We start from the raw sequence: 23,424 nt of genomic DNA, 5'->3' as shown, positions 1-23,424 counted from the left end.
TCCTCCCCTCTCGCACTGCTGGCGCCGCGCCTGACGCAGCGGCATAGTCACATCCCGTTCACGACCATGCCGCCGCATCCGGCCGGCATTGCGTCGATCGCGCCCCAGCTCGGCCCGGATTGCGGCGGTTCTTCCCGGAGAAACCGTTCATGCAAGACGACATCTCGATCCCGGCACGAGCGCCGATCGCGCTGACGGGCGACCGCCCGACCGGCCCGCTGCACCTCGGCCATTACGTCGGCTCGCTGAAGACGCGCATCGCGCTGCAGGACACCCACCGGCAGTTCATCCTCGTCGCCGACACGCAGGCGCTGACCGACAACGCGCACGATCCCGACAAGGTCCGCCGCAACGTGATCGAGGTCGCGCTCGACTATCTGGCCGTCGGCATCGATCCGCGCAGGAGCACGATCGCCGTGCAATCGGGGCTGCCCGCGCTCGCCGAGCTGACGCTCTTCTATCTGAACTTCGTCACCGTCGCGCGTCTGGAGCGCAATCCGACGATCAAGGACGAGATCCACGCGCGCGGCTTCGGCCGCGACATTCCCGCGGGCTTTCTCTGCTACCCGGTCGCGCAGGCGGCCGACATCACCGCGTTCAAGGCCGACACGGTGCCCGTCGGCGACGATCAGCTGCCGCTCATCGAGCAGACGAACGAGATCGTCCGGCGCATCAACCGGCAGGCGGGCGTCGACGTGCTGCCCGAGGCGAGCGCGCTGATCTCGTCGACGGGGCGGCTGCCGGGCGTCGACGGCCGGGCGAAGATGAGCAAATCGCAGGGCAACGCGATTGCGCTGTCGTCGCCGCCGGCTGCGATCGCCGATGCGGTCAAGCGGATGTACACCGATCCGAACCACTTGCGCGTGTCCGATCCGGGCACGGTCGAAGGCAACGTCGTGTTCACGTATCTCGACGCGTTCGACGACGAGCCGGACGAAGTCGAGCGGCTGAAGGCCGCGTATCGCGCGGGCGGGCTCGGCGACATGACGCTCAAGCGCCGCCTCGAAGACAAGCTGCAGGCGCTGATCGCGCCGATCCGCGAACGGCGCGCGCAGCTCGCGCGCGAGCCGGGCTACGTCGTCGACGTGCTGAAGGAAGGCACCGCGCGCGCGAACGACGTCACGCAACGCACGCTCGACGACGTGCGCGATGCGCTGGGCGCGTTTTCGTACCGGCGGTTCGTCGGGTGACGCGCGCGTCGGCGCGGAGCGACGTTGCGCCTTTTCGCCTTTTCGCCTTTTCGCCCGTTTCACCGTTTCACCGTTTCACCGTTTCATCGTTTCATCGTTTCATCGTTTCACCGTTTCATCGTTTCATCGTTTCATCGATTCATCGATTCATCGATTCACCGTTTCGACGTTTCGCCGCAGCACCGGGACGCTGGAGCGTCTGGGTATCGCTGCATGGCGGCATCGCTTGGCGTGTGCCGTTCGAGCGTGTCGGTCGGATCGCTCGACGCACGCGCTCGACAACGCGCCGTTTCCTCGGACGAATCGTTTCACCGGCCCGAAAACAGCCGTCCAGGACGGGATTTCCGCACGCGCCGACCGCGCGGCTACAGACTTTACACACTGTTACGCGCGGCGCTCATCCAACGATGACGGCATTCCCTATACTGCCGCCGTGCAATAGCAACCACCCGCTACCATGAACACGAAGCCCATCCGAAAGACGGCAACGCAGCGCCCGGCTTTCACGAAGACTGCTCTGCTCGCGTCGCTCGCCGCGACGGCCGCGCTGTCGCTGAGCGCATGCGTCGCGCCGGGTGCGTACGGACCGTATGGTTCGCAGCCGCAGTACGGCGCGCCCGTCTATTCGCAGCCGTCGTATGCGCAGCCGTCGTACTCGCAACCGTCGTACGCGCAGCCCGATTACTCACAGCCTGCACAGCCTGATTACTCGCAGCCCGGTTATCCGCAGCAAGGCTACGCGCAGCCCGGCTATCAATCCGGCTATCAGCAGGGCTATCAGCCCGGCTACTCGACCCAGTACGGCACGATCGCCGGAATCCGCCCGATCGGCGGCGCGATCGGCCCGTCGGGCGTCGCGGGCACGGTCGTCGGCGCGCTCGTCGGCGGCGTGCTCGGCAACCAGATCGGCCGCGGCCATGGCCGCGACGCCGCGACGGTCATCGGCGCGCTCGGCGGCGCGGTCGCGGGCAACCAGATCGGCCAGCAGATGGGCGCGCAGCCGAGCGCCTATCGCGTCGACGTGCAATTGAGCGACGGCTCGATGCGCTCGTTCGACCTGCAGACGCCGGGCGATCTGCGCCCGGGCGATCGCGTGCGCATCGACGGCAATCAGATTTCACGGTATTGAATCGCGCCGCCCGACAGCGGCGGCGGCCGCGTACGCGGCGCATGAGCAAAGCGACGGAAAGCTCGGGGCCGGCCGTTACGGCCGCCCGGCTCCCGTCGTTTTTTTATGCGGCGTCGCGAAGCCCGCCTCGAACGTCCGGCCGCGTGATCGTTCGACGATTACGGCCGCCCGGCTCCCGTCGTTTTTTTATGCGGCGTCGCGAAGCCCGTCTCGAACGTCCGGCCGCGTGATCGTTCGACGATTCGCGGCATGCGCCGGACTGCACGAGCCGACGCATCCTTGCGTCCCTTTCGCCTTCCTCGTCTTCGCGAGCAGGCGTACATCGACTTCCTTGGCCTCGTCACGCGCGTCGCCGGACACCTCGCGCGGAAGCCGATCCACTATCGCGCGAGGCTCGCCGCCGTCGGCGACATCGACGCGGCGCTCGCGCGCGGCCGCGCGTTGCGCGAACTCGTGCACGAAACAAATCGCGGCGATACGTTCTGGTTCGCCGCAGATGTCGGCGCGCTCGCGCAACGGCTGCCCGAGCGCAGCCGCGCCGCCGGCGCGCACTGAGCGCGCGGAGCCATCGCGTCGCGCGCGCGCCGAACCGCACGGATCGCGAACCCGAATCGGCGCGTCGATCCCGTGCGGCGCCCAGCGCGAGGCGATGCGAACGGCGTTGCGGCGCACCCGACGCATCGCCGCCCGCCCCGGACGCACGCGCTGAAACCGCTCGCTGAACCCGCGCGAGGCCCCGCCGCGCATCGCGCGACACATCGCGACCATTCTCCACAATCCGCGACACCACATTTCCTCGCGCCGGATGTACCATTCGGCCCGGTACGCGCCGCATTCCGAGACCTGGCCGAGCGACGTACGCGAAGGCAATTCGTAAGCATTTCCATCGAAAAACCAGTGACGTGCAAATGGGAGATGTGAACAAAACCGGCTGGCCGCCCCCGTCATCGCCTCGACTCAAACGCATCTGGTACGGCGCCCACGGCCTGCGAGCCGGCTGGGCCGTGCTGCTGTATGCGGCGATCGTCGTGGCGATCGTGCTCGCGCTCGGCTACGCGGCTCGCATCGCGCACCATCCGTTTCGTCCGCACATCGAGTCGAGCGCGGCCGGCCAGATTCCGTTCGAGCTCGCGCTGTGCGCGGCATCGCTGATCGCGACGCGCGTGATGAGCCGCATCGACCGTCGCTCATGGCTCGACTACGGGCTGCGCGCGCCGCACAGCGCGTCGCACTTCGTCTGGGGCGCGCTCTGCAGTCTCGTCGCCGTGTCGGCGATCATGGGCCTGCTCGTGCTGACGGGCGGCGCGACGATCGAATACTCGGGCGCGAGCCGGGCGGCCGCGCTCGAATCGGCGCTCGCGTGGGCGGCCGCGTTCGCGCTCATCGCACTCGCCGAGGAAGTGGCGTTTCGCGGCTACCCGTTCTTCAAGCTCGCGCAGCGCGCGCATCCCGTCGTCGCGGCGGCGCTCACGTCGCTCGCGTTCGGCATGTCGCACGTATCGAATCGCAACGAGAACATCGCGGGCATCGTGCCCATCGTGATGTACGGGCTCGTCGCGTGCGTCGCGATCTGGCGCACCGGCTCGCTGTGGTGGGCGCTCGGCGAGCATGCGATGTGGGACTGGAGCGAGTCGTTCCTGTTCGGCGCGGCCGACAGCGGGCTCACCGCGCACGACACGCTGTTCAGGAGCCACGCGATCGGCCCCGTCTGGCTGAGCGGCGGCACGGTCGGCCCCGAGGCGAGCGTGCTCGTGTTTCCGGCGCTCGCGGCGCTTGCATACGTCGCATGGCGCCTGCCGCCGCGCGCGGCGTCGAACGATCCGGCGCTCGCGCACAAGCGCCGACAGATGATCTGAGCCGCCTGCGGCGGTCGATTCGCAATCGGCGCGCGGCCGGCGCGCTGCAACGCGCCTTTAGAGGTCACGCACGCGCCGCCCCGTCCCCACGCGCCGCGGCGCGCGCTCACCTCGCCGCCGCCTCCTTCGCAGCCGGCTGCGCGACGCTCGCGTCGCCGCGCGGCCCCGGCAGCTTCGCTTGACCGACGCGCTGCGCGCGATAGATGCCCGCCTGCCCGGAGAACAGATACGCGACGACGCAGGCCAGCGCCGCATACACGCCGATCGGCGCGCCGAACAGTTCGATCGCCATGATCGTCGACGCGATCGGCGTGTTCGCCGCGCCGGCGAACACCGCGACGAAGCCGAGCCCCGCGAGCACGGGCAAGGGCAGCGCGAGCAGATGCGACAGCGCGTTGCCGAGCGTCGCGCCGATGTAGAAGAGCGGCGTCACTTCGCCGCCCTTGAAACCCGACGCGAGCGTGACGACCGTGAACGCGAACTTGCCCGCGAAATCGTAGACGGGCAGCGGCCCGCGAAACGCGGCTTCGATCGTCGGAATGCCGAGGCCGAGATACTGCGGCGTGTGAAGGAGCGTCGCCGCGAGCGCGACGAGCGCGCCGCCCGCGACGGGACGCAACGGCGCATAGGCGATCCACCGCTTCGCGCGCGCGCCGAGCGCATGCGTCGCCGCGGCGAACAACCGGCCGACGATGCCGAACGCGATGCCGGCCGCCACCGCCGACGCGGCGCCCGCCGCGCTCAACGCGGGCACGAACGGCACCGCATAGACAGTGTGATGGATGCCCCACATCCGGCACACGGCATCGGCGACGACCGACGCCGCGACGCACGCGAGCAGCGCGTCGTAACGCAGCCGTCCGATCGCGAGCACTTCGAGGCCGAACACCGCGCCCGCGAGCGGCGTGCCGAACACCGATGCGAAGCCGGCGGCGATCCCGCCCATCAGCATGATCCGGCGGTCGTCGCGGCCGAGTGCGAAAAGCTGCGTGACGCGATCGGCGAGCGCGCCGCCCATCTGCACCGCGGTGCCTTCGCGCCCCGCCGAGCCGCCGAACAGATGCGTGAGAACGGTCGCGGCGAGCACGAGCGGCGCCATCCGCTTCGGCACGATGCGCTGCGGATCGTGGATCTCGTCGATCAGCAGGTTGTTGCCGCGCTCGACGGACCGGCCGGCGCGATGATAGACCCAGCCGGTCGCGAAGCCCGCGACGGGCAGGAGCCACAGCAGCCACGGATGCGCGACGCGCGCGCCCGTCGCGAGATCGAGCGCCCGGAGAAAGAACGCGGACGCCGAGCCGGCGAGCGCGCCGACGACGGCCGACAGCGCGAGCCAGCGGCACAGATGCGCGAGCGCCGCGACGGGCTCGAGGGTGTGCAGACGTTTCATGGATTTCCAGATTCGACAGGACATCAAACCCGGGCGGCAGGATGCCGCTTGTTGACGGATGGCCTACGACCTCCTGCACCCAGGAACGCGTAGGCATCATCAGCCGGCTCGCCGGCGGTTGTACGGAGGCATGCCATCTCCGGTCGCCGCGGATTGTACGCGATGCGGCTCGCGCGCGGCAACCGTCGCGGCGAACGCGGCGCGGCGGTTGCCGCGCGCCCTCGGCCCTCAGCGCATGCGCGGCCGGTCGAGGCACGGCGCGCGGCCCGTCGCCCGGCCGCGCGCCGCGTCGCTCGTCACGCGCCGAGCCGCTGCGCGAGCTCGACGAAATCCGCCGCGACGACGTCCCAATCCTGCTCCGCGCGCAGATCCGTCGTCTGCGCGGGGCCGTGCTCGCGCGGGCGCGCGACGAACGCGCTGCGGTAGCCGCAGCGCCGCGCGGCCGCGAGATCGCCGTTGTGCGCGGCGACGAGGCACACCTGCTCGGGCCGCAGCGCGAGGATGTCGGCCGTGCGCAGATACGCTTCGGGCGTCGGCTTGTACGCCTGCGCGAGTTCGGCGCCGAGGATCGCGTCCCACGGCAGACCGGCGCGCTTGGCCATGTCGATCATCAGGATCACGTTGCCGTTCGACAGCGGCGCGATGATGTAATGCGCCTTCAGCCGGGCGAGCCCCGCGACCGAATCGGGCCACGGATCGAGCCGGTGCCACGCGAGATTCAATTCGTCGAGATCGGTGTCGGGCACGCTCGCGCGATCGACGCCGAACGCGGGCAGGATCGCCTCGAGATTCTCCCGGTGCAGCACGTCGAGCCGCGTGAACGGCCGCCGGCCGCTTCGCACTTCCTCCATCGCGGGCGAATAGCTCGCGCGCCACGCATCGGCGAACGCCGCGGGATCGGCCCCCGCGCGGCCATACTTCGCCAGAAAGGGGCCCGCGTCGCGAATGATGCCCGCGCGCCAATCGACCACGGTGCCGAACACGTCGAAAACCAACGCCTTCACGCCAAGCGCTTGCATGATGCTCTCCTGAGTCGTGGGATGAAGTTTCAGGATGCAGCGGGCCCGTCGGGGAAATCGTGCGGTGCTCGTCGGCCGTGCGCGCGCGGCCGGCTCGTGCCGCGGCCGGCCGCGCGGGCGGGATCGACGAACGCAGAACCGCCCCGTGCGGCCGCCGAACGCAAACTGCCGAACGCGGACCGCCGCTCCTGCACGTCTGGAAAATCGCACATCTGCCGCTCGACATTATCGGCGAATAGCGCGCGCGCTTTCGCTAGGACGCAATCGAGGCAGAAGTCGATGTCGATGTCGAATTGGAAGCCGAATCCGCGGTGCGAAGGGGAACTCGGGGAAGACATCGAACGCTTCGAACGCTTCGAACGCTTCGAACGCGCGCTCAGCGTCAGCGATGCTTGCTGCGCGGAACGAGCGAGATCAGTTGATCGGCGATCCGGTCGAGCGGCAGCACGGCGGTCGCCGCGCCGATCGCGGCGGCCGCCTTCGGCATGCCGTACACGGCGCTCGTCGCCTCGTCCTGCGCGATCGTGTAATGCCCCTTCGTGCGCATCGCCTTCAGGCCAAGCGCGCCGTCGCGTCCCATGCCCGTCAGCAGCACGCCGATCGCCCCGCCCTTCCAGTGCTCGACGATGCTGTGAAAGAACACGTCGACCGACGGCCGATAAGGCGTCTCCTCCGGCCGCCGCGTGTAGCCGAGCAGCCCGCGCGGCGTCAGATGCAGGTGATCGTTCGTCGCCGCGAGCAGCACCTCGCCCATCTGCGGCACGCTGCCCTGCCGCGCGATGCGCACCGGCAGCGGCGAGTAGCCGTCGAGCCATTGCGCCATCCCGATCGCGAACGCCTGATCGACGTGCTGGACGATCACGATCGCCGCCGGGAAATCCTCCGGCAGCCGCCGCAGCAGCGCGGTCAACGCGGTCGGCCCGCCCGCCGACGCGCCGATCGCGACGAGCGGCGGCAGCGCGCCCTGCGGCGCGGGCGCGGCGGCGGACGGCGCGGCGGACGGCGTGCGCGTCGCGAGCAGCCGGCCGATCTGGTCGATCTTCGCGAGCAGCGGCTGCGACGGATCGGCGCTGCCGCCCTGCTCGAGCGTGGGCGTGTCGACCGCGTCGAGCGCGCCTTCGCCCATCGCCTCGTACACGTACGACGCATTCGCGCCGACGTTCGCGGTGACGATCAGGATCGCGCACGGCGAGCGCGCCATGATGCTGCGCGTCGCCGACACGCCGTCGATTCTCGGCATCACGAGATCCATCAAGACGAGGTCGGGCGGCTGCGCGACGCAGAAATCGACGGCCTGCGCGCCGTCCGTCGCGACCCACAGCACGCGATGCTCGGGCCGCAGCGCGATCGTGCGGCGCAACGCCTCGACGGCGAGCGGCAAGTCGTTGACGATGCCGATGTTCATGGCTTTACGCGTCCCCAATCAGGTCGTGCACGGCGTCGAGCAACGCCTCGTCGTGGAAGCCGCCCTTCGCCAGGTAATAGTCGGCGCCCGCTTCGAGCCCGCGCCGGCGGTCCTCGTCGCGATCCTTGTACGAGACGATCATCACGGGCACCGATTTCAGCAGCGGATCGCCCTTGATCAGCGTGACGAGCTCGATGCCGTCCATCCGCGGCATGTCGATGTCGGTGACGACCAGGTCGAAGCTGTCGCTGCGAATCGCGTTCCAGCCATCCATCCCGTCGATCGCGATCGTCACGTCGTAGCCGCGCTTCTCGAGCAATTTTCGCTCCAGCTCGCGCACGGTCAGCGAATCGTCGACGACGAGCACGCGCTTGCTGCGCCGCGCGAGCGCGTCCTGATCGCCGCGCCGCACCTTCGCGAGCTCGCCGCCGCGAATCAGCTTGTCGATCGAGCGGATCAGATCCTCGACGTCGACGATCAGCACCGGATCGCCATTTTCCAGCAAAGCGCCCGCCGCAATGTTCTGAATTTTGTTGAGGCGTCCGTCTAAAGGCTGCACGACGAGCATCCGCTCGCCGAGAAAGCGGTCGACCGCGACGCCGTAGGTTTCCGGCTCGCCGCCCACGACGACGACGGCCGTCGTCGGCCGACCCTCGTCGAGCTCGCCTGCGTCGAGCAGCTGATGCGCGGTGACGAGGCCGACGCGGCGATCGTCGAGCGGGAAATGCTGCTGGCCTTCGAGCACGTCGATGTCCGCGCGGTCGAGCTCGAGCGTGCGGCGCACCTGCACGAGCGGGAACGCGTACGGCTCGCCGCCGACCTCGACGATCAGGCTGCGGATCACCGACAGCGTGAGCGGCAGCTGCAGCACGAAGCGCATGCCGAGGCCCGGCTCGTTGAAGATCCGCACCGCGCCGCGCACCGATTTCACCATCTCCTGCACCGCGTCGAGGCCGACGCCGCGGCCGGACACGTCCGTCACCTGCTCGCGCATCGAGAAGCCCGGCAGCAGCAGGAATTCGAGCAGTTCCTGATCGGACAGGCGCGCGGCCGTGTCCTCGTCGGTCAGATTGTGGCGGACGATCGCCGCGCGCACCGCGGCGAGATCGGCGCCGGGGCCGTCGTCGCTCACGCTGACGAGCAGCGACCCGGCGCTGTGCCGCGCCTCGAGCGTGATGGCCGCTTCAGCCGGCTTGCCGCGCGCGAGCCGCGCATCGGGCGGCTCGACGCCGTGGTCGATCGCGTTGCGCAGCAGGTGGCCGAGCGGCGCGTCGAGCATGTCGAGGATGTCGCGGTCGACCTGCGTCGCTTCGCCGGCGATCGAAAAGCGCACACGTTTGCCGAGCGAGCGCGCGAGATCGCGCACGACGCGCGGATACGCGCGCGTCGCGTCGCCGAACGGGCGCATCCGGCATTGCAGCGCTTCGTCGTAGAGCTGCTCGGCGATGTGCGAGCTGCGGCGCTCGAAGCGGTCGAGCTCGTCGAGCCGCGTCGCGAACGTGCGCTGCACGTCGGTGAACATCTGCCGCGCCTCGTTGAGCGCGCCGAGCACGCGCGGGTCGGCGTCGTCGGCGAGCGATTCGACGAGCGCGTCGAGCGAGCGGGCCGCATCGCGCTGCGCGCGCTTCACGCGCAGCATCGATTCGGCGAACGGCTTCAGCCAGCGCGATTCGACGAGCGATTCGCCGGACAGGCTCAGCAGGCGGTTCAGCGTGTCCGCGCGCACGCGGCGCATCGAGCCGGATGCGCCGCGTGCTTCGCCGGCGTCCGATGCAACGCGAACGCCACCGACACCGGCCGCATCACTCGCATCACCCGCGCCACTCGCGCCGCCCATGCCGCTCGCATCGCCCGCACCGCGTCCGCCGCCGCTTGCGCGCATCGCGTCGGTCTTCCCGCTCGATCCGGCGGCGGCATCTCCGCCCGCCGCCCCGCCGCCGCGCGCGCCCGCGCCATCCGCCTCGCCCGCGTCGCCCGTCTGCGCGTCGCCCGTCCCCGCATCCGCCGCCGCGAGCGCCGCCGCGAACGCGTCGATCTCGTGCTGCGCGACCAACGCCGCCGCCTGCGGATCGCCCACGCGCACGAGCAGGTCGACGCCCGTCAGCAGCGCGTCGACATGACACGGCGTCAGCGGCCGCCGCCCGTGCTGCGCGGCGACGAAGCAATCCTCCATTCGCCCCGCGATGTCGACGCCCTGCGGCACCCCGACGATCCGCGCCGCGCCCTTCAGCGAATGCGCGGCGCGCATGCACGCCTCGAGCGTCGCCGCGTCCTGCGCGCCGCGCTCGAGCGCGAGCAGCCGCTCGGAGAGCGCCTGCGTCTGCGTGTGCGTCTCCTCGCGGAACAGCTCGAGCAGCGACGCGCGGCCGAAATCGTCGTCGTGACTCATCGCAGGCTCCGCGTGAGCGAATCGAACAGGCGGTCCTCGTCGAGCAGGCCGATCGTCTTGCCGCGCCACGCGAACACGCCGCGCGAATGCGCGTCGCCCGTGCGCGCGACGGTCGCCGGCACCGGCATCCACTCGGCCGGCGTGAAGCGCAGCACGCCTTCGACTTCGTCGACCGGGAACACGACCGGATCGCCGCGATGCGCGACGACGAGCATGCGCGTGAAGCTCGCGCGCGACGCGGCGCTATCGGCGCGCGCATCGAGGCTCAGCAGCTCCGCGAGCGACACCGCGACGCGCAGCGTGCCGCGCACGTTGACGATGCCGAGCACCGCACGGTTGCGGCGATGCGGCAGCGGATGAATCGATCTCGTGTCGGTGATCTCGCGCAGCACGCGGATCGGCAGCGCGAGCCATTCGTCGGCGACGCGAAACGCGAACGCCGAATGAACGGTCTCGGCCGCGCCGTCGCGCGCCGCCGACGGGGCCGGGGCCGCGTTCGCGCGCGGCGCGCGCTCGGCGGCGAGGCGCGCCGCGTCGGCGAGATCCGCGTCGGTCAGCGGGCGGTCGAGCAGCAGCGCCGCGTGACGCTCGAACACGGGGCAATTCAGGCAGCGGCGGTACGTATCGAGCCGCTCGCACGAACGGTCGCCGCGCGTGCCGATGCGATTCCAGCAAGCGTCGATGTCGAATGCGATCCGTGGTCGCTCAACGGCGTCGCGGTCCATGGGTTCCTCTCGGTTCGCCGCCGTCCGTGTCGGTCACGGACGCGGCCGATTCGTATTGGGCCGCGCGCCGGGCCCGTTGCATCAGCCACTGTGCGCCGTCGCGATCGCCCGCTATGTCGAGCAGCGTCGCCAAATGAGTCAACGCTTCGTAATGCGACGGCTCGAGGTACAGCGCCTTCCGATAGCAGTCCGCCGCTTCGTCGCCGCGGCCTCGCGCATCGGCGATCAGGCCGAGCAGGTAGAAGGCGTCGGCGCACGGGCCGGACTGTTCGATCGACGCATGCACCGCCTGCTGCGCGGCGTCGAGCGCGCCCGCGTCGGCGAGGCGGCGGGCCACGTCGAGCAGCGCCTCGGGCGGCGCGCCGATGCGCGGATCGCCGGTCGCGCGCTGCGCGGCGTCGATCGCGGCGCCCATCGCGGCGGCGCCGCCGAGCGCCGGCGAGCCGGGCGCGCGCGGCGCGGGTGCCGGCTGCGCGACGCCGGCCGCGCCGGCGATCGGCCCGGACGCGAGCCACGCGGTGTCGAACGCCCGCGCGAGCGACGCGGACGTGCGCGGCGCGGCGCCGGCATCGCGCGCGATCGGCCCGGCAGCGGGCCAACCGGCGTCGGCCGCCGCCGTGGGCAGTGATTCGAGCGCCGGACGCGCGACGTTCGCGCGACGCGCAAGCGGCTCGGCCGCGACATGCGCGCCGCCGCCCGCACGCTCGAACGCATCGGCGTGCGCGTGCGCGCCGCCGGGCGCGCGCGAGAACGCGCCGGCCGCCGCCCAGCCCGCATCGAACGCGTTCGCTTGCGGCGCGATCGCGGCGCGTGCGGCGTCGCGAACCGCTCGCGCGAGCGGTTCGCCACCGGGCCGCGCGACGTCGGGCGCGCGCGCGAATGCGCCGACGGCCCGCCAGCCGGGATCGGAGCCGGAGTTGAAACCGGAGTTGAAGCCGGAGTCGAAGTCGAAGTCGGAATCGGAGCTGAAGTCGGAATCGGATTCGGAATCACCGCCACGCGCGAGCGGCTCGGATGCGGGGCGCATCGCGGCCGGCGCGGGCACCGACGATCCGGCGGACGGCTCGGCCGGTGCGCCGTCGATCGCGCGCGCGATCGGCTCGGGCGTCGGCCATCCGGCATCGAAGAACCATTCATGCGCGACCGCGCGCAACGTGCCGCCGAGCGTCGGCGTGCGATCGGCGCCCGCGATGCCCGCCGCCGCCGATCCGCCTCGCCACGCGGCGCCCGCCGCATGCGCGCCGGTGCCGTTCGCGCCGGGCCACGCCGACGCGTCCACGGCCGGCTTGCGAAACGCGAATGCCAACGGAATCTGCGCGGACGTCAGCCCCTGCCGCATCACGACCCCCGTCTCGGCCGGCCCGACGAACAGGATTCCGCGCTCGTCGAGCTGCTCCTCGACGATCCGCACGACGCGATCCTGCGCGTCGCGATCGAAATAGATCAGCACGTTGCGGCAAAACACGAAGTCGTACGGTTGACCGGGGCAGCCGAGCAGATCCAGCAGATTCGCCTGCCGGAACCGCACGCACGCGCGCACTCGCTCGTCGAGCACCCAGGCGTCGGCCGCCGCCTTGAAGTGCCGGCCGCGAAAGCCGAGCGCGTGGCCGCGAAACGAGTTGCGCCCGTAGCGCGCGCGCTCCGCGTGCGCGATCGCGCGCGCGCTGATGTCGAGCGCGTCGATCTCGAAGCGCGCCGGATCGATGCCCACGTCGAGCAGCGCCATCGCCGCCGAATACGGCTCCTCGCCCGTCGAGCACGGCGCGCTCAGGACCCGCAGCGCACGCGCGGGCTGAGCCGACAGCCGCTGCGCGCCGAGCCGCGCGAGCGCGCCGAACGCCTCGCGCTCGCGGAAAAACCACGTCTCCGGCACGACGAACAGCTCGATCAGCGCGCGCCGCTCGTCGTCCGACGCGTTCAGGCGCTGCCAGTACGCATCGAGCGCTTCGCTCGTGATCGGCTGCGGCGAACGTGCGGCCTGCTCGGCCGCATCGCCGCCCGCGCCCGGCTGCGTCGCGGCGATCCGCTCGGCGAGCGCGCGCGCGACGAAGTCGTTGCCGAGCGAGGCCGGATCGATCCCCGTCTCGCGCGACAGCCACGCCTGAAAGCGCGGATCGAACGCGTTCATCGGCTGCCTCCCGTCGGTGCGCCCGCGAGCGGCGCGCTCGCGCCGGCCGGATCGAGCGCCGCCGCGTAGTCGAACAGCAATGCGCGCGCATCGCCGCTAACGATGTGCTGGACCGCGACCCACTGGACGACGCCGTCCGCGTCGCTCGCGATCGGCCCGAGCCAGCGCGCGTGCGGCGTCGCGATTCCGCTGTCGCGGAACGCGTCGCGCGCGATTCGCGCGGTCTGCGTCGCGCGCTCGACGATGAGCCCGAGCAGACGCACGCGCGGCGGCGCGACCGCCGGCTCGGCGGCAGGCAGCCGGTAGCGCACGAGCACGAGCCGCGTCGAGCGCAACGGCTGCGCGGCGCGGCCGAGCGCGAGCCGCGGCACGTCGATCACCGGCACCGGCTCGCCGCGATGCATGAGGATGCCGGCCGCCCACGCGGGCGCGCCGGGAATCGTCTTGGTCGCGGCGAGCGGCAGCACTTCGGCGATCTCCGCCGCATCGAGCGCGTAGCGCTCGCCGTCTAGGTGAAACAGCAGGAACAGCATGTCGGCTCCGCTTGGCGCGTCACGCACATCACGCGTCGACCTTGAAGCGCGACACGCCCGTGCGCAACTGGTTCGCGACGAGCGTCAGATCGTCGATCGCCTGCGACGACTGCCGCAGCGATTCCGCCGTCTGCTGCGCGGCCTCCGACAGTTGCGACAGCGCCTGCGTGATCTGCTCGGCGCCGCTCGCCTGCGTCTGCATCCCTTCGTTGACCATCTGGAAGCGCGGCGCGAGCGTCTGCACTTCGGCGATGATCTGCGACAGCTGGCCGCCCACTTGCTGCACGTCGCGCATTCCGCGCCGCACTTCCTCGGAAAACTTGTCCATCCCCATCACGCCCGCCGACACCGCCGACTGGATCTCCTTCACCGTCTGCTCGATGTCGTACGTCGCGACCGCCGTCTGATCCGCGAGGCGGCGGATCTCGGTCGCGACGACCGCGAAGCCGCGGCCGTACTCGCCCGCCTTCTCCGCTTCGATCGCGGCGTTCAGCGACAGCAGGTTGGTCTGGTCGGCGACCTTCGTGATCGTCGCGACGACCTGGTTGATGTTGATCGCCTTCTCGTTGAGGATCGCGAGCTTCGCGTTCACCGAGCCCGCCGCATCCATCACGCTGCGCATCGTCTCGCCCATCCGCGTGAGGCCGCTCTGGCCGACGCCCGCGAGCGTCGCCGACTGCTCGGCGACCGCCGACACCTCGTTCATCGTGCGCAGCAGATCGCGCGACGTCGCGAAGATCTCGCGCGAGGTCGCGCCGATCTCGGTCGTCGTCGCCGCCGTTTCGTTCGCCGTCGCCTGCTGCTCGCGCGACGTCGCCGCGATCTCGGCGACCGACGTCGTCACCTGCAGCGACGACTGCTGCGCCTGCGCGACGAGCGCGGTCAGCTCGTCGGCCATGCGGTTGAAGCCGCTCTCGAGCGTGCCGAATTCGTCGCTGCGGCCGAGGTTCAGGCGCTGCGTCAGATCGCCCGTGCGCATCACGTCGTGCACGTCGACGAGCCGCGCCATCGGCACCGTCACCGCGCGATAGAGAAAATAGCCGAGCACGAGCGCGGCGACGAGCACGACGCCAAGCGCGACCGCGAGCGTGATCTCGGTGCCGTGCACCGATTCGCGGATCAGCGTCGCCGACTGCTCGGCGAAGCGCCGGTTCTCCTGCACGAGAACGTTGGCGGTGCGAATCACCTCTTCCCACGCGGGCGTCATCTTCGCGTACGCGGCGAGCGAATCGGGCTTCGCGCCGTGCGCCTTCTGCACGGCGTCGTTCAGGAGCGGCACGTAGCGCTCGTAGGACGCGCGAAACGCGTTGAAGCGCTCCTGATCGTCGTTGCGGTAGATCGACGCCTGATACGCGGACATCAGCTTGTCGGTTTCCTCGAGCAGGCTGGGCACCTTCGCGAGATCGCGCCGGACGGCGTCGGCGTCGGCGTCGACGAACACCGCGCGCTGCAGCGCGATGTACGATTCGTTCGTCGCCGCGCGCAACGAAGCGGCGAGATAGACGCCCGGAAGGGAATCGCGCTCGATGCTGATCGCTTCGTCGTTGATCGCGCGCAGGCGCTGATAGGACAGCGCCGCCATGAACAGCATCAGCACGAACAGCGCGCCGAAGCTGAACAGTATCCGGTTGCCCAGCGTGAGCCGGCTGCCGGCGGCGGGTTTGCGAAGAATCTCGTGGCTGGCGCGAGGCGTCACTGTGGGCATGTCGTTTTATCCGGCTGGCGGAAAATCAGATGAGGAAAGCGTCGCGCTACGCGCGGGGCGGATCGCATCGATCCCGGCGCGACGCGAAACCCGGGCATCGCGAGTGTAACTTGAACCATCGTGAACGAGGACAGGTCGGCGCGCGCGAAGCGGATCGTGTCGCACGGACGGCGGCGTGCGGCCAGCGCGCGCGTCACGCGGCGCTCGCATCCTTCGGAATCCGAAGTCCCGCGAGGAAGCCGCGCGGCGTGTAGCGCATCAGGATCAGACCGCGATGCTTCGCGGCCGTCGCGCGCACGAACGCGAGCCCGAGCCCGAAGCCGCCGCGCTGCGCGCCGCCCGCCGGCACGAGCCGCACGAACGATTCGGTCGCGGCCGCGCGCTGCTCGGGCGCGATGCCGGCGCCTTCGTCCTCGACGCCGATCAGCCAGCCGTCGCCGTCCTCGACGAGCGTGCAGCGCACCTCCGAGCCCGCCGGCCCATACTTCAGCGCGTTGTCGACGAGATTGGCGACCGCGCGCGTGAGCATCATCCGGTCGCCGATGCACAGGCACTCCGTCGGCGGCACGTCGGCGCTCACGCGGCTGCCGACGCTGCCCGCTTTCTCCCACATCTGGTCGACGGCATCGAGCACGACCTCGTTCAGGCTCACCGTCTCGCTCGGCCGCTTCTCCGATTGCGCGCGCGTCAGATGAATGAAGCCGTCGGCGAGCGCGAGCGCGCGGCGCGCGTGCGTCTCGATCCGCTCGAGAATCGGCGGCATCGCGCCGTGCTCGTTGCGATAGACGTCGAGCAGCGCGAGGATCGACGTCTGCGGCGTGCGCATGTCGTGCGACAGGAAATCGAGCACCTCGTCGCGCTGCCGCAGCATCAGGTAGGAATTCGAGTGGTAGCGGATGCGCGCGATCAGCTCGATCGTGTCGGGCAACTTGACGAGATAGTCGTTCGCGCCGGCGACGAACGCCGCGCGCTTGACGACAGGCTCTTCCTTCGCCGAGAGCACGATGATCGGCACGCGCGCCGTCTGCGCGTCGGCGCGCCATGCGCGCACGAGATCAAGGCCGTCGATGTCGGGCATCACGAGGTCCTGCAGGATCACGGTCGGCTTCACTTCCCTCGCCATCGCGAGCGCGCGCTGCGCGTCGGTGCACGTGTGCAGCACGATGTCGCCCTCCGGGACGAGCGAGCGGCGAATCACTTCGCCGACGAACGCCTGGTCGTCGACCAGCAGCACCGAGATCCCCGATTCAAGCGAATCCGAAGCATTATCCCTACTCGTTTTGTTCATCATGTCGTAGCGCTACGCAATCGTTGCCTTGTTGCCTGTTCCAGCCCCGTTCGTCGCTCGCCTGCCCGGCTGGTTCAGCATGCGATCGCGTGAGCGCGAGCCCGCCGTTCCTCGTGAACGGCAATGAAACGGGCCCTCATTCTTTCTTAAAACGAATATAAAGTGCTGATGTTAAATGAAATTAAGTCCGCTCGCTGATCTCGCTCGATAATCGATGCGCATTTCACTCCTTTTTACGATCGAGTCATCGTTCGATCAGGTAAAAGCGTGTGTCGGAGCGGCCCGGCTGATTTCGTGGTCACAATGCGCCGGATACGCGCGGCGCGCAATTGCATCCGAGCAGTGTGTTATCTGCTCGCCACAGTGCGGTTTATCAATCGGGCTCGCGACGCCGGAAGATGAAGGGAGCGCAAACGTTTTCTTCGACGCAAGTCACCGCATGTTCGCCGAACCTGCGCGACCTGCCGGAAATCGGCCCGCGACGCCCGCTCGACGGGCGTTTGACGCGCGCGCGCGACACGCGCCGGCGCTCGGCTCTCGGCTCGACGCCTCACACATGCACGAAGCCGCCCGGTTCGGCCGGACGCGCCGTCAGATTGACCGTCCGGTCGGTGAACGATAGCATCTCCAATCGATGCGGCGGCGCGCATCGCCGTCAATGCCGGCGTGAGCGGGAACGCTTCGCGCGCCGCCCCCCCGGTTTTTCGAGACGGCGACGATCGCGGCCATTGCCGCCTTATCTCGATATTCGGCAATTGCCGTTTAATACGCGGCCGCCACTTTCTTATCCAATTATTCTGCGCATCCTCATGAATACGAGTTACAACGTCGGCGAAACTATCTCGAAAATGGTCACGTTCGACATTGAATCCGTTCGCCGATTTGCCGCGCTCGCCGGCGACATGAATCCGCTGCATCACGACGAGGCGCTCGCCGGATCGACGCGATTCGGCGGACTGATCGTCAGCGGCACGCACTATTCGGCGCTGATGATGGGGATGGTCGCGACGTTCCTCAGCGAGCGGCGGCCGGCGCTCGGGCTCGAATTCGAATTTCAGTTCCGCAAGGCGGTCGCGGCGGGCGATACGGCGACGATGGAATGGCGGATCGTCGCGATCGAGCCGAACCCGAAGCTCAAAGGCGACGTCGTGCGCCTCGAAGGCACGCTGCGCAACGCGGCGGGCGACGTCTGCGTGCTCGCGAAGTCGACGAGCCTCAGCCTGCCGGGCCACGCGATCGCGGCGGCGTAGCGCGCAAGGCGCCGTCGCCGCGATTCGCGGCCGTCTTGTCGCGGCGGCCGCTGCGCATTTCGCCCTGCATCGACGCCACGCACCGCCCGTCGCGCTCGCCCGCTTCCCGCGCGCCGATCCGCCGGATGCTCGTGACGAAAGGATAGGTCTGCGGAATCGCACGCCGAGCGCACCGAACAAGCCGAGCGCGCAGCGAAGCGGCGGCGACGCGCGCGACGGCGGCACCGCATCACGCCGCCGCGCCGCAATCAACGCTTGCGCACCACCATGAGCCGCAGCTCGGTCATGTCCTCGATCGCGTAGCGAATCCCTTCGCGGCCGAGCCCCGAATCCTTCACGCCGCCGTACGGCATGTTGTCGACGCGGAACGACGGCACATCGTTGATCACGACGCCGCCCACTTCGAGCTCGTCCCACGCGCGCTGCGCGTGCGCGAGCGAATCGGTGAACACGCCCGCCTGCAGGCCGAAATCGCTGTCGTTCACGCGCGCGAGCGCGTCGTCGAAATCGGAGAACGTCTCGAGCAGCGCGACGGGGCCGAACGCCTCCTTGCGATACAGATCCTGATCGCGGCCGACGTTCTCGAGCAGCGTCGCCTCGAACATCGCGCCGTCGACGCCGCCGCCCGCGACTATCCTCGCGCCCGCCGCGACGGCCGCTTCCATCCAGCCGGCCAGCCGCCGCGCCTCGGATTCGGAGATCATCGGGCCGACGAACGTCGCCGGGTCCTTCGGATCGCCCATCTTCAGCGAGCGCGTCTTCGCGATCAGCTTCTCGCGCAGCGCGTCGTAGACATCCGCATGCGCGATGATCCGCTGCACGCCGATGCAACTCTGCCCGGACTGATAGTACGCGCCGAACGCGAGCCGCTCGACGACGTAGTCGAGCCGCTCGCGCTGATCGGCGTCGACGATCGCGGCCGCGTTGCCGCCGAGTTCGAGCACGACCTTCTTCTTGCCCGCCTTCTCCTTCAGCGCCCAGCCGACCGCGGGCGAGCCCGTGAACGACAGCAGCTTGAAGCGCTCGTCGGTCGTGAAGAGATCGGCGCCGTCGCGATGCGCGGGCAGGATCGAGAACGCGCCCTTCGGCAAATCGGTTTGCGCGAGCACTTCGCCGATGATCAGCGCGCCGATCGGCGTGCGGCTCGCGGGCTTCAGCACGAACGGGCAGCCCGCGGCGAGCGCGGGCGCGACCTTGTGCGCGGCGAGGTTCAGCGGAAAGTTGAACGGCGAGATGAACGAGCACGGCCCGATCGGCACGCGCTTGTAATAGCCGCTGTAGCCCTGCGCGCGCGGCGAGATTTCGAGGTTGATGAGGCCGCCCTCGATGCGCACCGATTCCTCCGCCGCGACGCGGAACGTGTCGATGAGGCGCGTCACTTCGCCCTTCGAATCGTTGATCGGCTTGCCCGCCTCGATGCACAGCGCTTCGGCCAGCTCGTCGAAGCGCTCGCGAAACCGCGCGACGCAGTGCTCGAGGATCGCCTGCCGCCTGAACGCCGGCAGCTCGCGCAGCGGCTTTTGCGCGGCGACGGCCGCGCCGATCGCGGCGTCGATCGCCTTCGCGTCGGCGAGCGCGACGCGCGTCGCGACCTCGCCGCTGTACTTGTCGGTGACGTCGAGATCGGTGTTCGCGTACACCGCCTCGTTCGCGAGGTAATACGGATAGGTTTCCTTCAGCATGTCGAATCACTCCGTCCGGTTTGATGCGCCGTGCCGCCCACTGCGGTCACAACTGCGCCGACAGGCGCTTGATTTCGCGATTGAGCACGCGCTCGTTGTCCGAGTAGTCGATCGGCACGTCGATCAGATGCACGCCCGGCGACGCAAAGCATTCGCGCACGAGAGGCTCGAGTTCGTCGGCCGACGCGATCCGGTGCCCATGCGCGCCGTAGCTCTGCGCGTACGCGACGAAATCCGGGTTCGCGAGCGTCATCGCGTAATCGGGGAAGTTCATGTTCTCCTGCTTCCAGCGGATCATTCCGAACGCGTCGTCGCGCAGGATCATCACGACGAGGTCGAGCTTGAGCCGCACCGCCGTTTCGAGCTCCTGAGAATTCATCATGAAGCCGCCGTCGCCGCACACGGCCATCACCTTGCGTTGCGGATGCACGATCTTCGTCGCGATCGCCGACGGCAGGCCCGCGCCCATCGACGCAAGCGCGTTGTCGAGCAGCAGCGAATTCGGCTCGTGCGCGCGCCAGTAGCGCGCGAACCAGATCTTGTACATGCCGTTGTCGAGGCAGACGATGCCGTCCTCCGGCATCGACCGGTACAGATCGTTGACGATCCGCACCGGATACATCGGAAAGCGCGGGTCGTCCTGCCCTTTCTTCAGGTGCGCCTCGAAGTGCTCCTTGATCAGCATGAAGCGCGAGAAATCCCAGTGCGGCTGGCGCGCGAGCGTCTCCTTCATCTGCCACACCGCGTTCGCGATGTCCCCGACGACCTCGATCTGCGGGAAGTACACGGGATCGACCTGCGCGCCGAGGAAGTTCACGTGGATCACGGTCTTGTCGTCGGCGCGCATGAAGAACGGCGGCTTCTCGATCACGTCGTGGCCGACGTTGATGATGCAGTCCGCGTGCTCGATCGCGCGGTGCACGAAATCGCCGTCCGACAGCGTCGCGTTGCCGAGCCACAGCGGATGCGTTTCGTCGATCACGCCCTTGCCCATCTGCGTCGTGAAGAACGGTATGCCCGTCGTGTCGACGAATTCCTTGAGCATCTTGCGGGTCGTCTTGCGATTGCCGCCCGCGCCGATCATCAAGAGCGGATGGCGCGCCGCCTGGATCGCTTCGGCCGCGTGCGCGACCGCCTTCTCCTCGGCGATCGGCCGGCGGCTGTAGCTCGCGGGAATCGGCTTGCCGTCGCCCTCCTCGTGCGCGATGTCCTCGGGCAATTCGAGGTGCGTGGCGCCGGGGCGCTCTTCCTCCGCGCGCCGGAACGCCTCGCGCACCGCCGACGGAATGTTGCCGATCGACACGATCTGCCGCGTGAGCTTCGTGAGCGGCTGCATCATCCCGACCACGTCGACGATCTGGAAATGGCCCTGCTTGCTCGACTTGATCGGCTTTTGCCCGGTGATCATCAGCATCGGCATGCCGCCCAGCTGCGCATACGCGGCCGCCGTCACGAAATTCGTCGCGCCGGGGCCGAGCGTCGCGAGGCACACGCCCGTCTTGCCGGTCAGCCGCCCGTAGGTGGCCGCCATGAAGCCCGCCGCCTGCTCGTGGCGGGTCAGTACGAGCTTGATGCGGGAGCGCCGCAGGGACTCGAGGAGATCGAGGTTTTCCTCGCCGGGAATGCCGAACACATACTGGACGCCTTCCGCCTCCAGCGCCTTCACGAACAGATCGGATGCTTTCATGGGGACTCTCGGTTGGTGCCGCGCCTCCGGCTTACGGCGCGCGCGGCGTTGAGCGACGCTTACGCCGGCCTACGGCGCACGCGACCCTTTCCTTCGACAGACAAAAGCAAAAGCAAGCAGAGCGAAACAGCCGCGGCGATGGGCTGCGCGGCCCGCTATTTCCGGCCGCGGCCGGACGGCTGCCGGCGCGCGATCGACGCCGCATCGGCGGCGCATCGGTGGCGGCGATTCTCGATTGTAGGAGATCGCCGAAAAAGCCGCTTCGAGGCGGGCAGCTTACGAAACGATGACACGCCGAAGAACCATGCGCGCCGCGCGCGCCGCTATCCCTTCGCGTGCTGCGCCGCGATCTCCTGCAAGTCGAGATCGCGTTCGAGCAGGTACAGCATCTCGTCGTGGATCTGGCCGCCGCGATGCAGCCGCAGCAGCTCCGCACGGCCGGCCGCGATCGCCGCGAGCACGACGTCGTAGTGCGCGTTGCGCTCGTGCTCCGGAAACGCCGGCTCGTTCTGATGGCGCGCGGTCACGTTCGCGCGGTACGTATATTGCTCGAGCAGCCGCGGATGAATGAGGTTGCCGCCGGCGTCGCGCACGAGCGGCTGGATCGCCGTGAGCTGCGCGGCCTCGACGCGCGCCCACGTCTGCGGTTCCGTCAGATGATGCGGCGCGGGCCCCGGATCGCGCAGCCTCAGCAGTTGAATCAGCGGCCCGATCGTCGTGCCCTGCAGCAGCACGGTGACGAGGATCACCGCGAATGCGGCGACGAGGATCAAATCGCGGCCCGGCATCGCGTCCGGCAGCGACAGCGCGATCGCGAGCGTCACGACGCCGCGCATTCCCGCCCAGCTCATCACGGCCGCCGCCTTCCAGTCGGCGAGCGGTCCACGCCCGCGCACGCGCGCGACGGGCGCCTTCAGCAGCTCGACCGCGAACACCCAGACGAAGCGCGACACGACGACGGCGGCCAGCACCGCGACCACCGCGGGCGTCATCGTCGCGAACACCTCGCCGAGCCCGCCGAGCCGCACGATCACGCCGCGCAGCGACAGGCCGATCAACACGAACACGAGCGCCTCGAGCAGGAACACGATCACCTGCCAGAACGCGGTGCCGCGATTGCGCACCGACGCGGAGAACACCTCGTGCTGATGCCAGCCGAGCATCATCCCGGTCGTCACGGTCGCGATCACGCCGGACACCTCGAACATCTCGCCCGCGATGTAGCTGATCCATGCGGCGAGAACGGCCGTCGTGATCACGAGATAGTCGTCCTCGATGAGTTTCAGGAAGCGCACGATCAGCCAGCCGACGACGAAGCCCACCGCGACGCCGCCGAAGCCGAGCTCCGCGAAGCGCACGAGCGCGTCGCCCGCGCTGAACGCGCCCGTCAGCGCGGCGGCGAGCGCGAAGCGAAACAGCACGAGCCCCGCCGCGTCGTTCAGCAGGCTCTCGCCTTCGAGCAGCACCATCAGCCGGCGCGGCAGCGCGACGCGCTCGAGCACGGCCTTCGCGGCGACCGCGTCGGGCGGCGACACGATCGCGCCGAGCGCGAAGCACGCGGCCCATGGCAGGCCCGGCGCGACGAGATGCACGGCCAAGCCGACCGCGAACGTGGTGAACGCGACCGCGCCGATCGCGAGCATCATGATGCCGCCGACGTTGCGCTTGAACTCCTCCCATACCGAGAAGTACGCGCCGTCCATCAGCAGCGGCGGCAAGAACACGATCAGCACGAGATCGGGATCGAGATCAACGGGCGGCAAGCCGGGCAGGAACGCGATGCCCGCGCCGCCGACGAGCAGCGCGGCGGCGGGCGGCAGCTTGAGCCGCTTCGCGAGCAGCTCGAGCGCGACGATCGCGAGAAACGACAGCAGGACGAGCTTGAATGCCGAGACCGGAGACATGGGTGCGCCTTCCACGCGAGAGTTAAACGGCCGAACGACGGGCGGCCGATCGCGCGATTACAGCATGCCGACGCATGCGGCGTCGAGCGCGCAATCGTCAAATTCGTTCAGGATGCCGATGCTTCGGCGCGGTGATCTCGCTGA

Annotated in this window: 18 protein-coding genes and 1 riboswitch; of the genes, 6 read left to right on the top strand and 12 right to left on the bottom strand. The window is 69.4% G+C overall.

The window, feature by feature from the left end; all coding sequences use genetic code 11:
• The first annotated feature begins 149 nt into the window (after positions 1-149).
• The 5 genes from trpS to WT60_RS22520 all read left to right on the top strand — a co-directional run bounded on the left by trpS (position 150) and on the right by WT60_RS22520 (position 4,175).
• Complete coding sequence (trpS, locus tag WT60_RS22540; RefSeq protein WP_038751052.1) at positions 150-1,190, top strand: tryptophan--tRNA ligase; 1,041 nt, start codon at positions 150-152, stop codon at positions 1,188-1,190.
• Entirely contained in the window at positions 1,150-1,632 is a 483-nt protein-coding gene (locus WT60_RS22535) for a hypothetical protein (protein WP_186448648.1), read from the top strand. The genes trpS and WT60_RS22535 overlap by 41 nt, the downstream gene beginning before the upstream one ends.
• Before the next feature lie 15 nt (positions 1,633-1,647).
• The gene (locus WT60_RS22530) at positions 1,648-2,319 is read left to right on the top strand and encodes a glycine zipper 2TM domain-containing protein (protein WP_059671631.1); all 672 of its coding nucleotides are present in this window, start codon (positions 1,648-1,650) and stop codon (positions 2,317-2,319) included.
• A gap of 279 nt (positions 2,320-2,598) precedes the next feature.
• Positions 2,599-2,874 (top strand): DUF4180 domain-containing protein, encoded by a 276-nt coding sequence (locus tag WT60_RS22525; protein ID WP_060356297.1) that lies wholly within the window; start codon positions 2,599-2,601, stop codon positions 2,872-2,874.
• 353 nt (positions 2,875-3,227) lie between these two features.
• On the top strand, positions 3,228-4,175 hold the full coding sequence (locus tag WT60_RS22520) for a CPBP family intramembrane glutamic endopeptidase (protein ID WP_059644535.1): 948 nt from the start codon (positions 3,228-3,230) through the stop codon (positions 4,173-4,175).
• A 106-nt stretch (positions 4,176-4,281) separates the two neighbouring features.
• On the opposite strand, the gene WT60_RS22515 is transcribed toward WT60_RS22520, so the two are convergent.
• The 9 genes from WT60_RS22515 to WT60_RS22465 form a co-directional block, all read right to left on the bottom strand.
• On the bottom strand, positions 4,282-5,565 hold the full coding sequence (locus tag WT60_RS22515) for a voltage-gated chloride channel family protein (protein WP_060356296.1): 1,284 nt from the start codon (positions 5,563-5,565) through the stop codon (positions 4,282-4,284).
• A gap of 83 nt (positions 5,566-5,648) precedes the next feature.
• Positions 5,649-5,715: riboswitch (Fluoride riboswitch) on the bottom strand.
• Between the two features lie 146 nt (positions 5,716-5,861).
• Complete coding sequence (locus WT60_RS22505; protein WP_038751047.1) at positions 5,862-6,584, bottom strand: haloacid dehalogenase type II; 723 nt, start codon at positions 6,582-6,584, stop codon at positions 5,862-5,864.
• Positions 6,585-6,966: 382 nt separating this feature from the next.
• A complete protein-coding gene (locus WT60_RS22500) occupies positions 6,967-7,989 on the bottom strand; it encodes a chemotaxis response regulator protein-glutamate methylesterase (RefSeq protein ID WP_060356295.1) in 1,023 nt (340 codons plus the stop codon).
• A 4-nt stretch (positions 7,990-7,993) separates the two neighbouring features.
• Positions 7,994-10,378 (bottom strand): hybrid sensor histidine kinase/response regulator, encoded by a 2,385-nt coding sequence (locus tag WT60_RS22495; protein ID WP_060356294.1) that lies wholly within the window; start codon positions 10,376-10,378, stop codon positions 7,994-7,996.
• Positions 10,375-11,103: a chemotaxis protein CheW gene (locus WT60_RS22490; protein ID WP_059581104.1), complete on the bottom strand. Its 729-nt coding sequence runs from the start codon at positions 11,101-11,103 to the stop codon at positions 10,375-10,377. The genes WT60_RS22495 and WT60_RS22490 overlap by 4 nt, the downstream gene beginning before the upstream one ends.
• Positions 11,084-13,231: a CheR family methyltransferase gene (locus WT60_RS22485; protein WP_060356293.1), complete on the bottom strand. Its 2,148-nt coding sequence runs from the start codon at positions 13,229-13,231 to the stop codon at positions 11,084-11,086. Before WT60_RS22485 ends, WT60_RS22490 begins: the two co-directional genes overlap by 20 nt.
• Positions 13,228-13,764: a chemotaxis protein CheW gene (locus WT60_RS22480; RefSeq protein ID WP_060356292.1), complete on the bottom strand. Its 537-nt coding sequence runs from the start codon at positions 13,762-13,764 to the stop codon at positions 13,228-13,230. Before WT60_RS22480 ends, WT60_RS22485 begins: the two co-directional genes overlap by 4 nt.
• Positions 13,765-13,792: 28 nt before the next feature.
• Complete coding sequence (locus WT60_RS22475) at positions 13,793-15,469, bottom strand: methyl-accepting chemotaxis protein (RefSeq protein ID WP_060356291.1); 1,677 nt, start codon at positions 15,467-15,469, stop codon at positions 13,793-13,795.
• Between the two features lie 193 nt (positions 15,470-15,662).
• Positions 15,663-16,760 carry a hybrid sensor histidine kinase/response regulator gene (locus WT60_RS22465; RefSeq protein ID WP_038751033.1) on the bottom strand — a complete coding sequence of 366 codons (1,098 nt, stop codon included), beginning with the start codon at positions 16,758-16,760 and terminating at the stop codon, positions 15,663-15,665.
• A gap of 899 nt (positions 16,761-17,659) precedes the next feature.
• Between WT60_RS22465 and WT60_RS35305 the strand changes: the two genes are divergently transcribed.
• Positions 17,660-18,007 carry a MaoC family dehydratase gene (locus WT60_RS35305; protein ID WP_236860912.1) on the top strand — a complete coding sequence of 116 codons (348 nt, stop codon included), beginning with the start codon at positions 17,660-17,662 and terminating at the stop codon, positions 18,005-18,007.
• A 248-nt stretch (positions 18,008-18,255) separates the two neighbouring features.
• On the opposite strand, the gene WT60_RS22455 is transcribed toward WT60_RS35305, so the two are convergent.
• The 3 genes from WT60_RS22455 to WT60_RS22440 all read right to left on the bottom strand — a co-directional run bounded on the left by WT60_RS22455 (position 18,256) and on the right by WT60_RS22440 (position 23,280).
• Positions 18,256-19,689, bottom strand: a complete 1,434-nt coding sequence (locus WT60_RS22455; protein ID WP_059671637.1) for an aldehyde dehydrogenase family protein — start codon at positions 19,687-19,689, stop codon at positions 18,256-18,258.
• A 46-nt stretch (positions 19,690-19,735) separates the two neighbouring features.
• A complete protein-coding gene (locus WT60_RS22450; RefSeq protein ID WP_038751030.1) occupies positions 19,736-21,376 on the bottom strand; it encodes an acetolactate synthase large subunit in 1,641 nt (546 codons plus the stop codon).
• Between the two features lie 323 nt (positions 21,377-21,699).
• Positions 21,700-23,280, bottom strand: coding sequence for a Na+/H+ antiporter (locus tag WT60_RS22440; protein ID WP_060356290.1), 1,581 nt, complete (start codon positions 23,278-23,280; stop codon positions 21,700-21,702).
• Positions 23,281-23,424: the final 144 nt, after the last annotated feature.

It is taken from the genome of Burkholderia sp. MSMB617WGS, assembly GCF_001532025.2.
Lineage (GTDB): Bacteria > Pseudomonadota > Gammaproteobacteria > Burkholderiales > Burkholderiaceae > Burkholderia > Burkholderia savannae.
The sequence above is the reverse complement of the archived record's forward strand: the minus strand, read 5'-3'. Positions and strand labels throughout refer to the sequence as shown.

Excerpts from the sequence above, each read along its gene's own strand:
- trpS (WP_038751052.1), top strand. The coding sequence starts at position 150 with ATGCAAGACGACATCTCGATCCCGGCACGAGCGCCGATCGCGCTGACG.
- WT60_RS22535 (WP_186448648.1), top strand. The coding sequence starts at position 1,150 with ATGCGCTGGGCGCGTTTTCGTACCGGCGGTTCGTCGGGTGACGCGCGC.
- WT60_RS22530 (WP_059671631.1), top strand. The coding sequence starts at position 1,648 with ATGAACACGAAGCCCATCCGAAAGACGGCAACGCAGCGCCCGGCTTTC.
- WT60_RS22520 (WP_059644535.1), top strand. The coding sequence starts at position 3,228 with ATGGGAGATGTGAACAAAACCGGCTGGCCGCCCCCGTCATCGCCTCGA.
- WT60_RS22515 (WP_060356296.1), bottom strand. The coding sequence starts at position 5,565 with ATGAAACGTCTGCACACCCTCGAGCCCGTCGCGGCGCTCGCGCATCTG.
- WT60_RS22505 (WP_038751047.1), bottom strand. The coding sequence starts at position 6,584 with ATGCAAGCGCTTGGCGTGAAGGCGTTGGTTTTCGACGTGTTCGGCACC.
- WT60_RS22500 (WP_060356295.1), bottom strand. The coding sequence starts at position 7,989 with ATGAACATCGGCATCGTCAACGACTTGCCGCTCGCCGTCGAGGCGTTG.
- WT60_RS22495 (WP_060356294.1), bottom strand. The coding sequence starts at position 10,378 with ATGAGTCACGACGACGATTTCGGCCGCGCGTCGCTGCTCGAGCTGTTC.
- WT60_RS22490 (WP_059581104.1), bottom strand. The coding sequence starts at position 11,103 with ATGGACCGCGACGCCGTTGAGCGACCACGGATCGCATTCGACATCGAC.
- WT60_RS22485 (WP_060356293.1), bottom strand. The coding sequence starts at position 13,231 with ATGAACGCGTTCGATCCGCGCTTTCAGGCGTGGCTGTCGCGCGAGACG.
- WT60_RS22480 (WP_060356292.1), bottom strand. The coding sequence starts at position 13,764 with ATGCTGTTCCTGCTGTTTCACCTAGACGGCGAGCGCTACGCGCTCGAT.
- WT60_RS22475 (WP_060356291.1), bottom strand. The coding sequence starts at position 15,469 with ATGCCCACAGTGACGCCTCGCGCCAGCCACGAGATTCTTCGCAAACCC.
- WT60_RS22465 (WP_038751033.1), bottom strand. The coding sequence starts at position 16,760 with ATGATGAACAAAACGAGTAGGGATAATGCTTCGGATTCGCTTGAATCG.
- WT60_RS35305 (WP_236860912.1), top strand. The coding sequence starts at position 17,660 with ATGAATCCGCTGCATCACGACGAGGCGCTCGCCGGATCGACGCGATTC.
- WT60_RS22455 (WP_059671637.1), bottom strand. The coding sequence starts at position 19,689 with ATGCTGAAGGAAACCTATCCGTATTACCTCGCGAACGAGGCGGTGTAC.
- WT60_RS22450 (WP_038751030.1), bottom strand. The coding sequence starts at position 21,376 with ATGAAAGCATCCGATCTGTTCGTGAAGGCGCTGGAGGCGGAAGGCGTC.
- WT60_RS22440 (WP_060356290.1), bottom strand. The coding sequence starts at position 23,280 with ATGTCTCCGGTCTCGGCATTCAAGCTCGTCCTGCTGTCGTTTCTCGCG.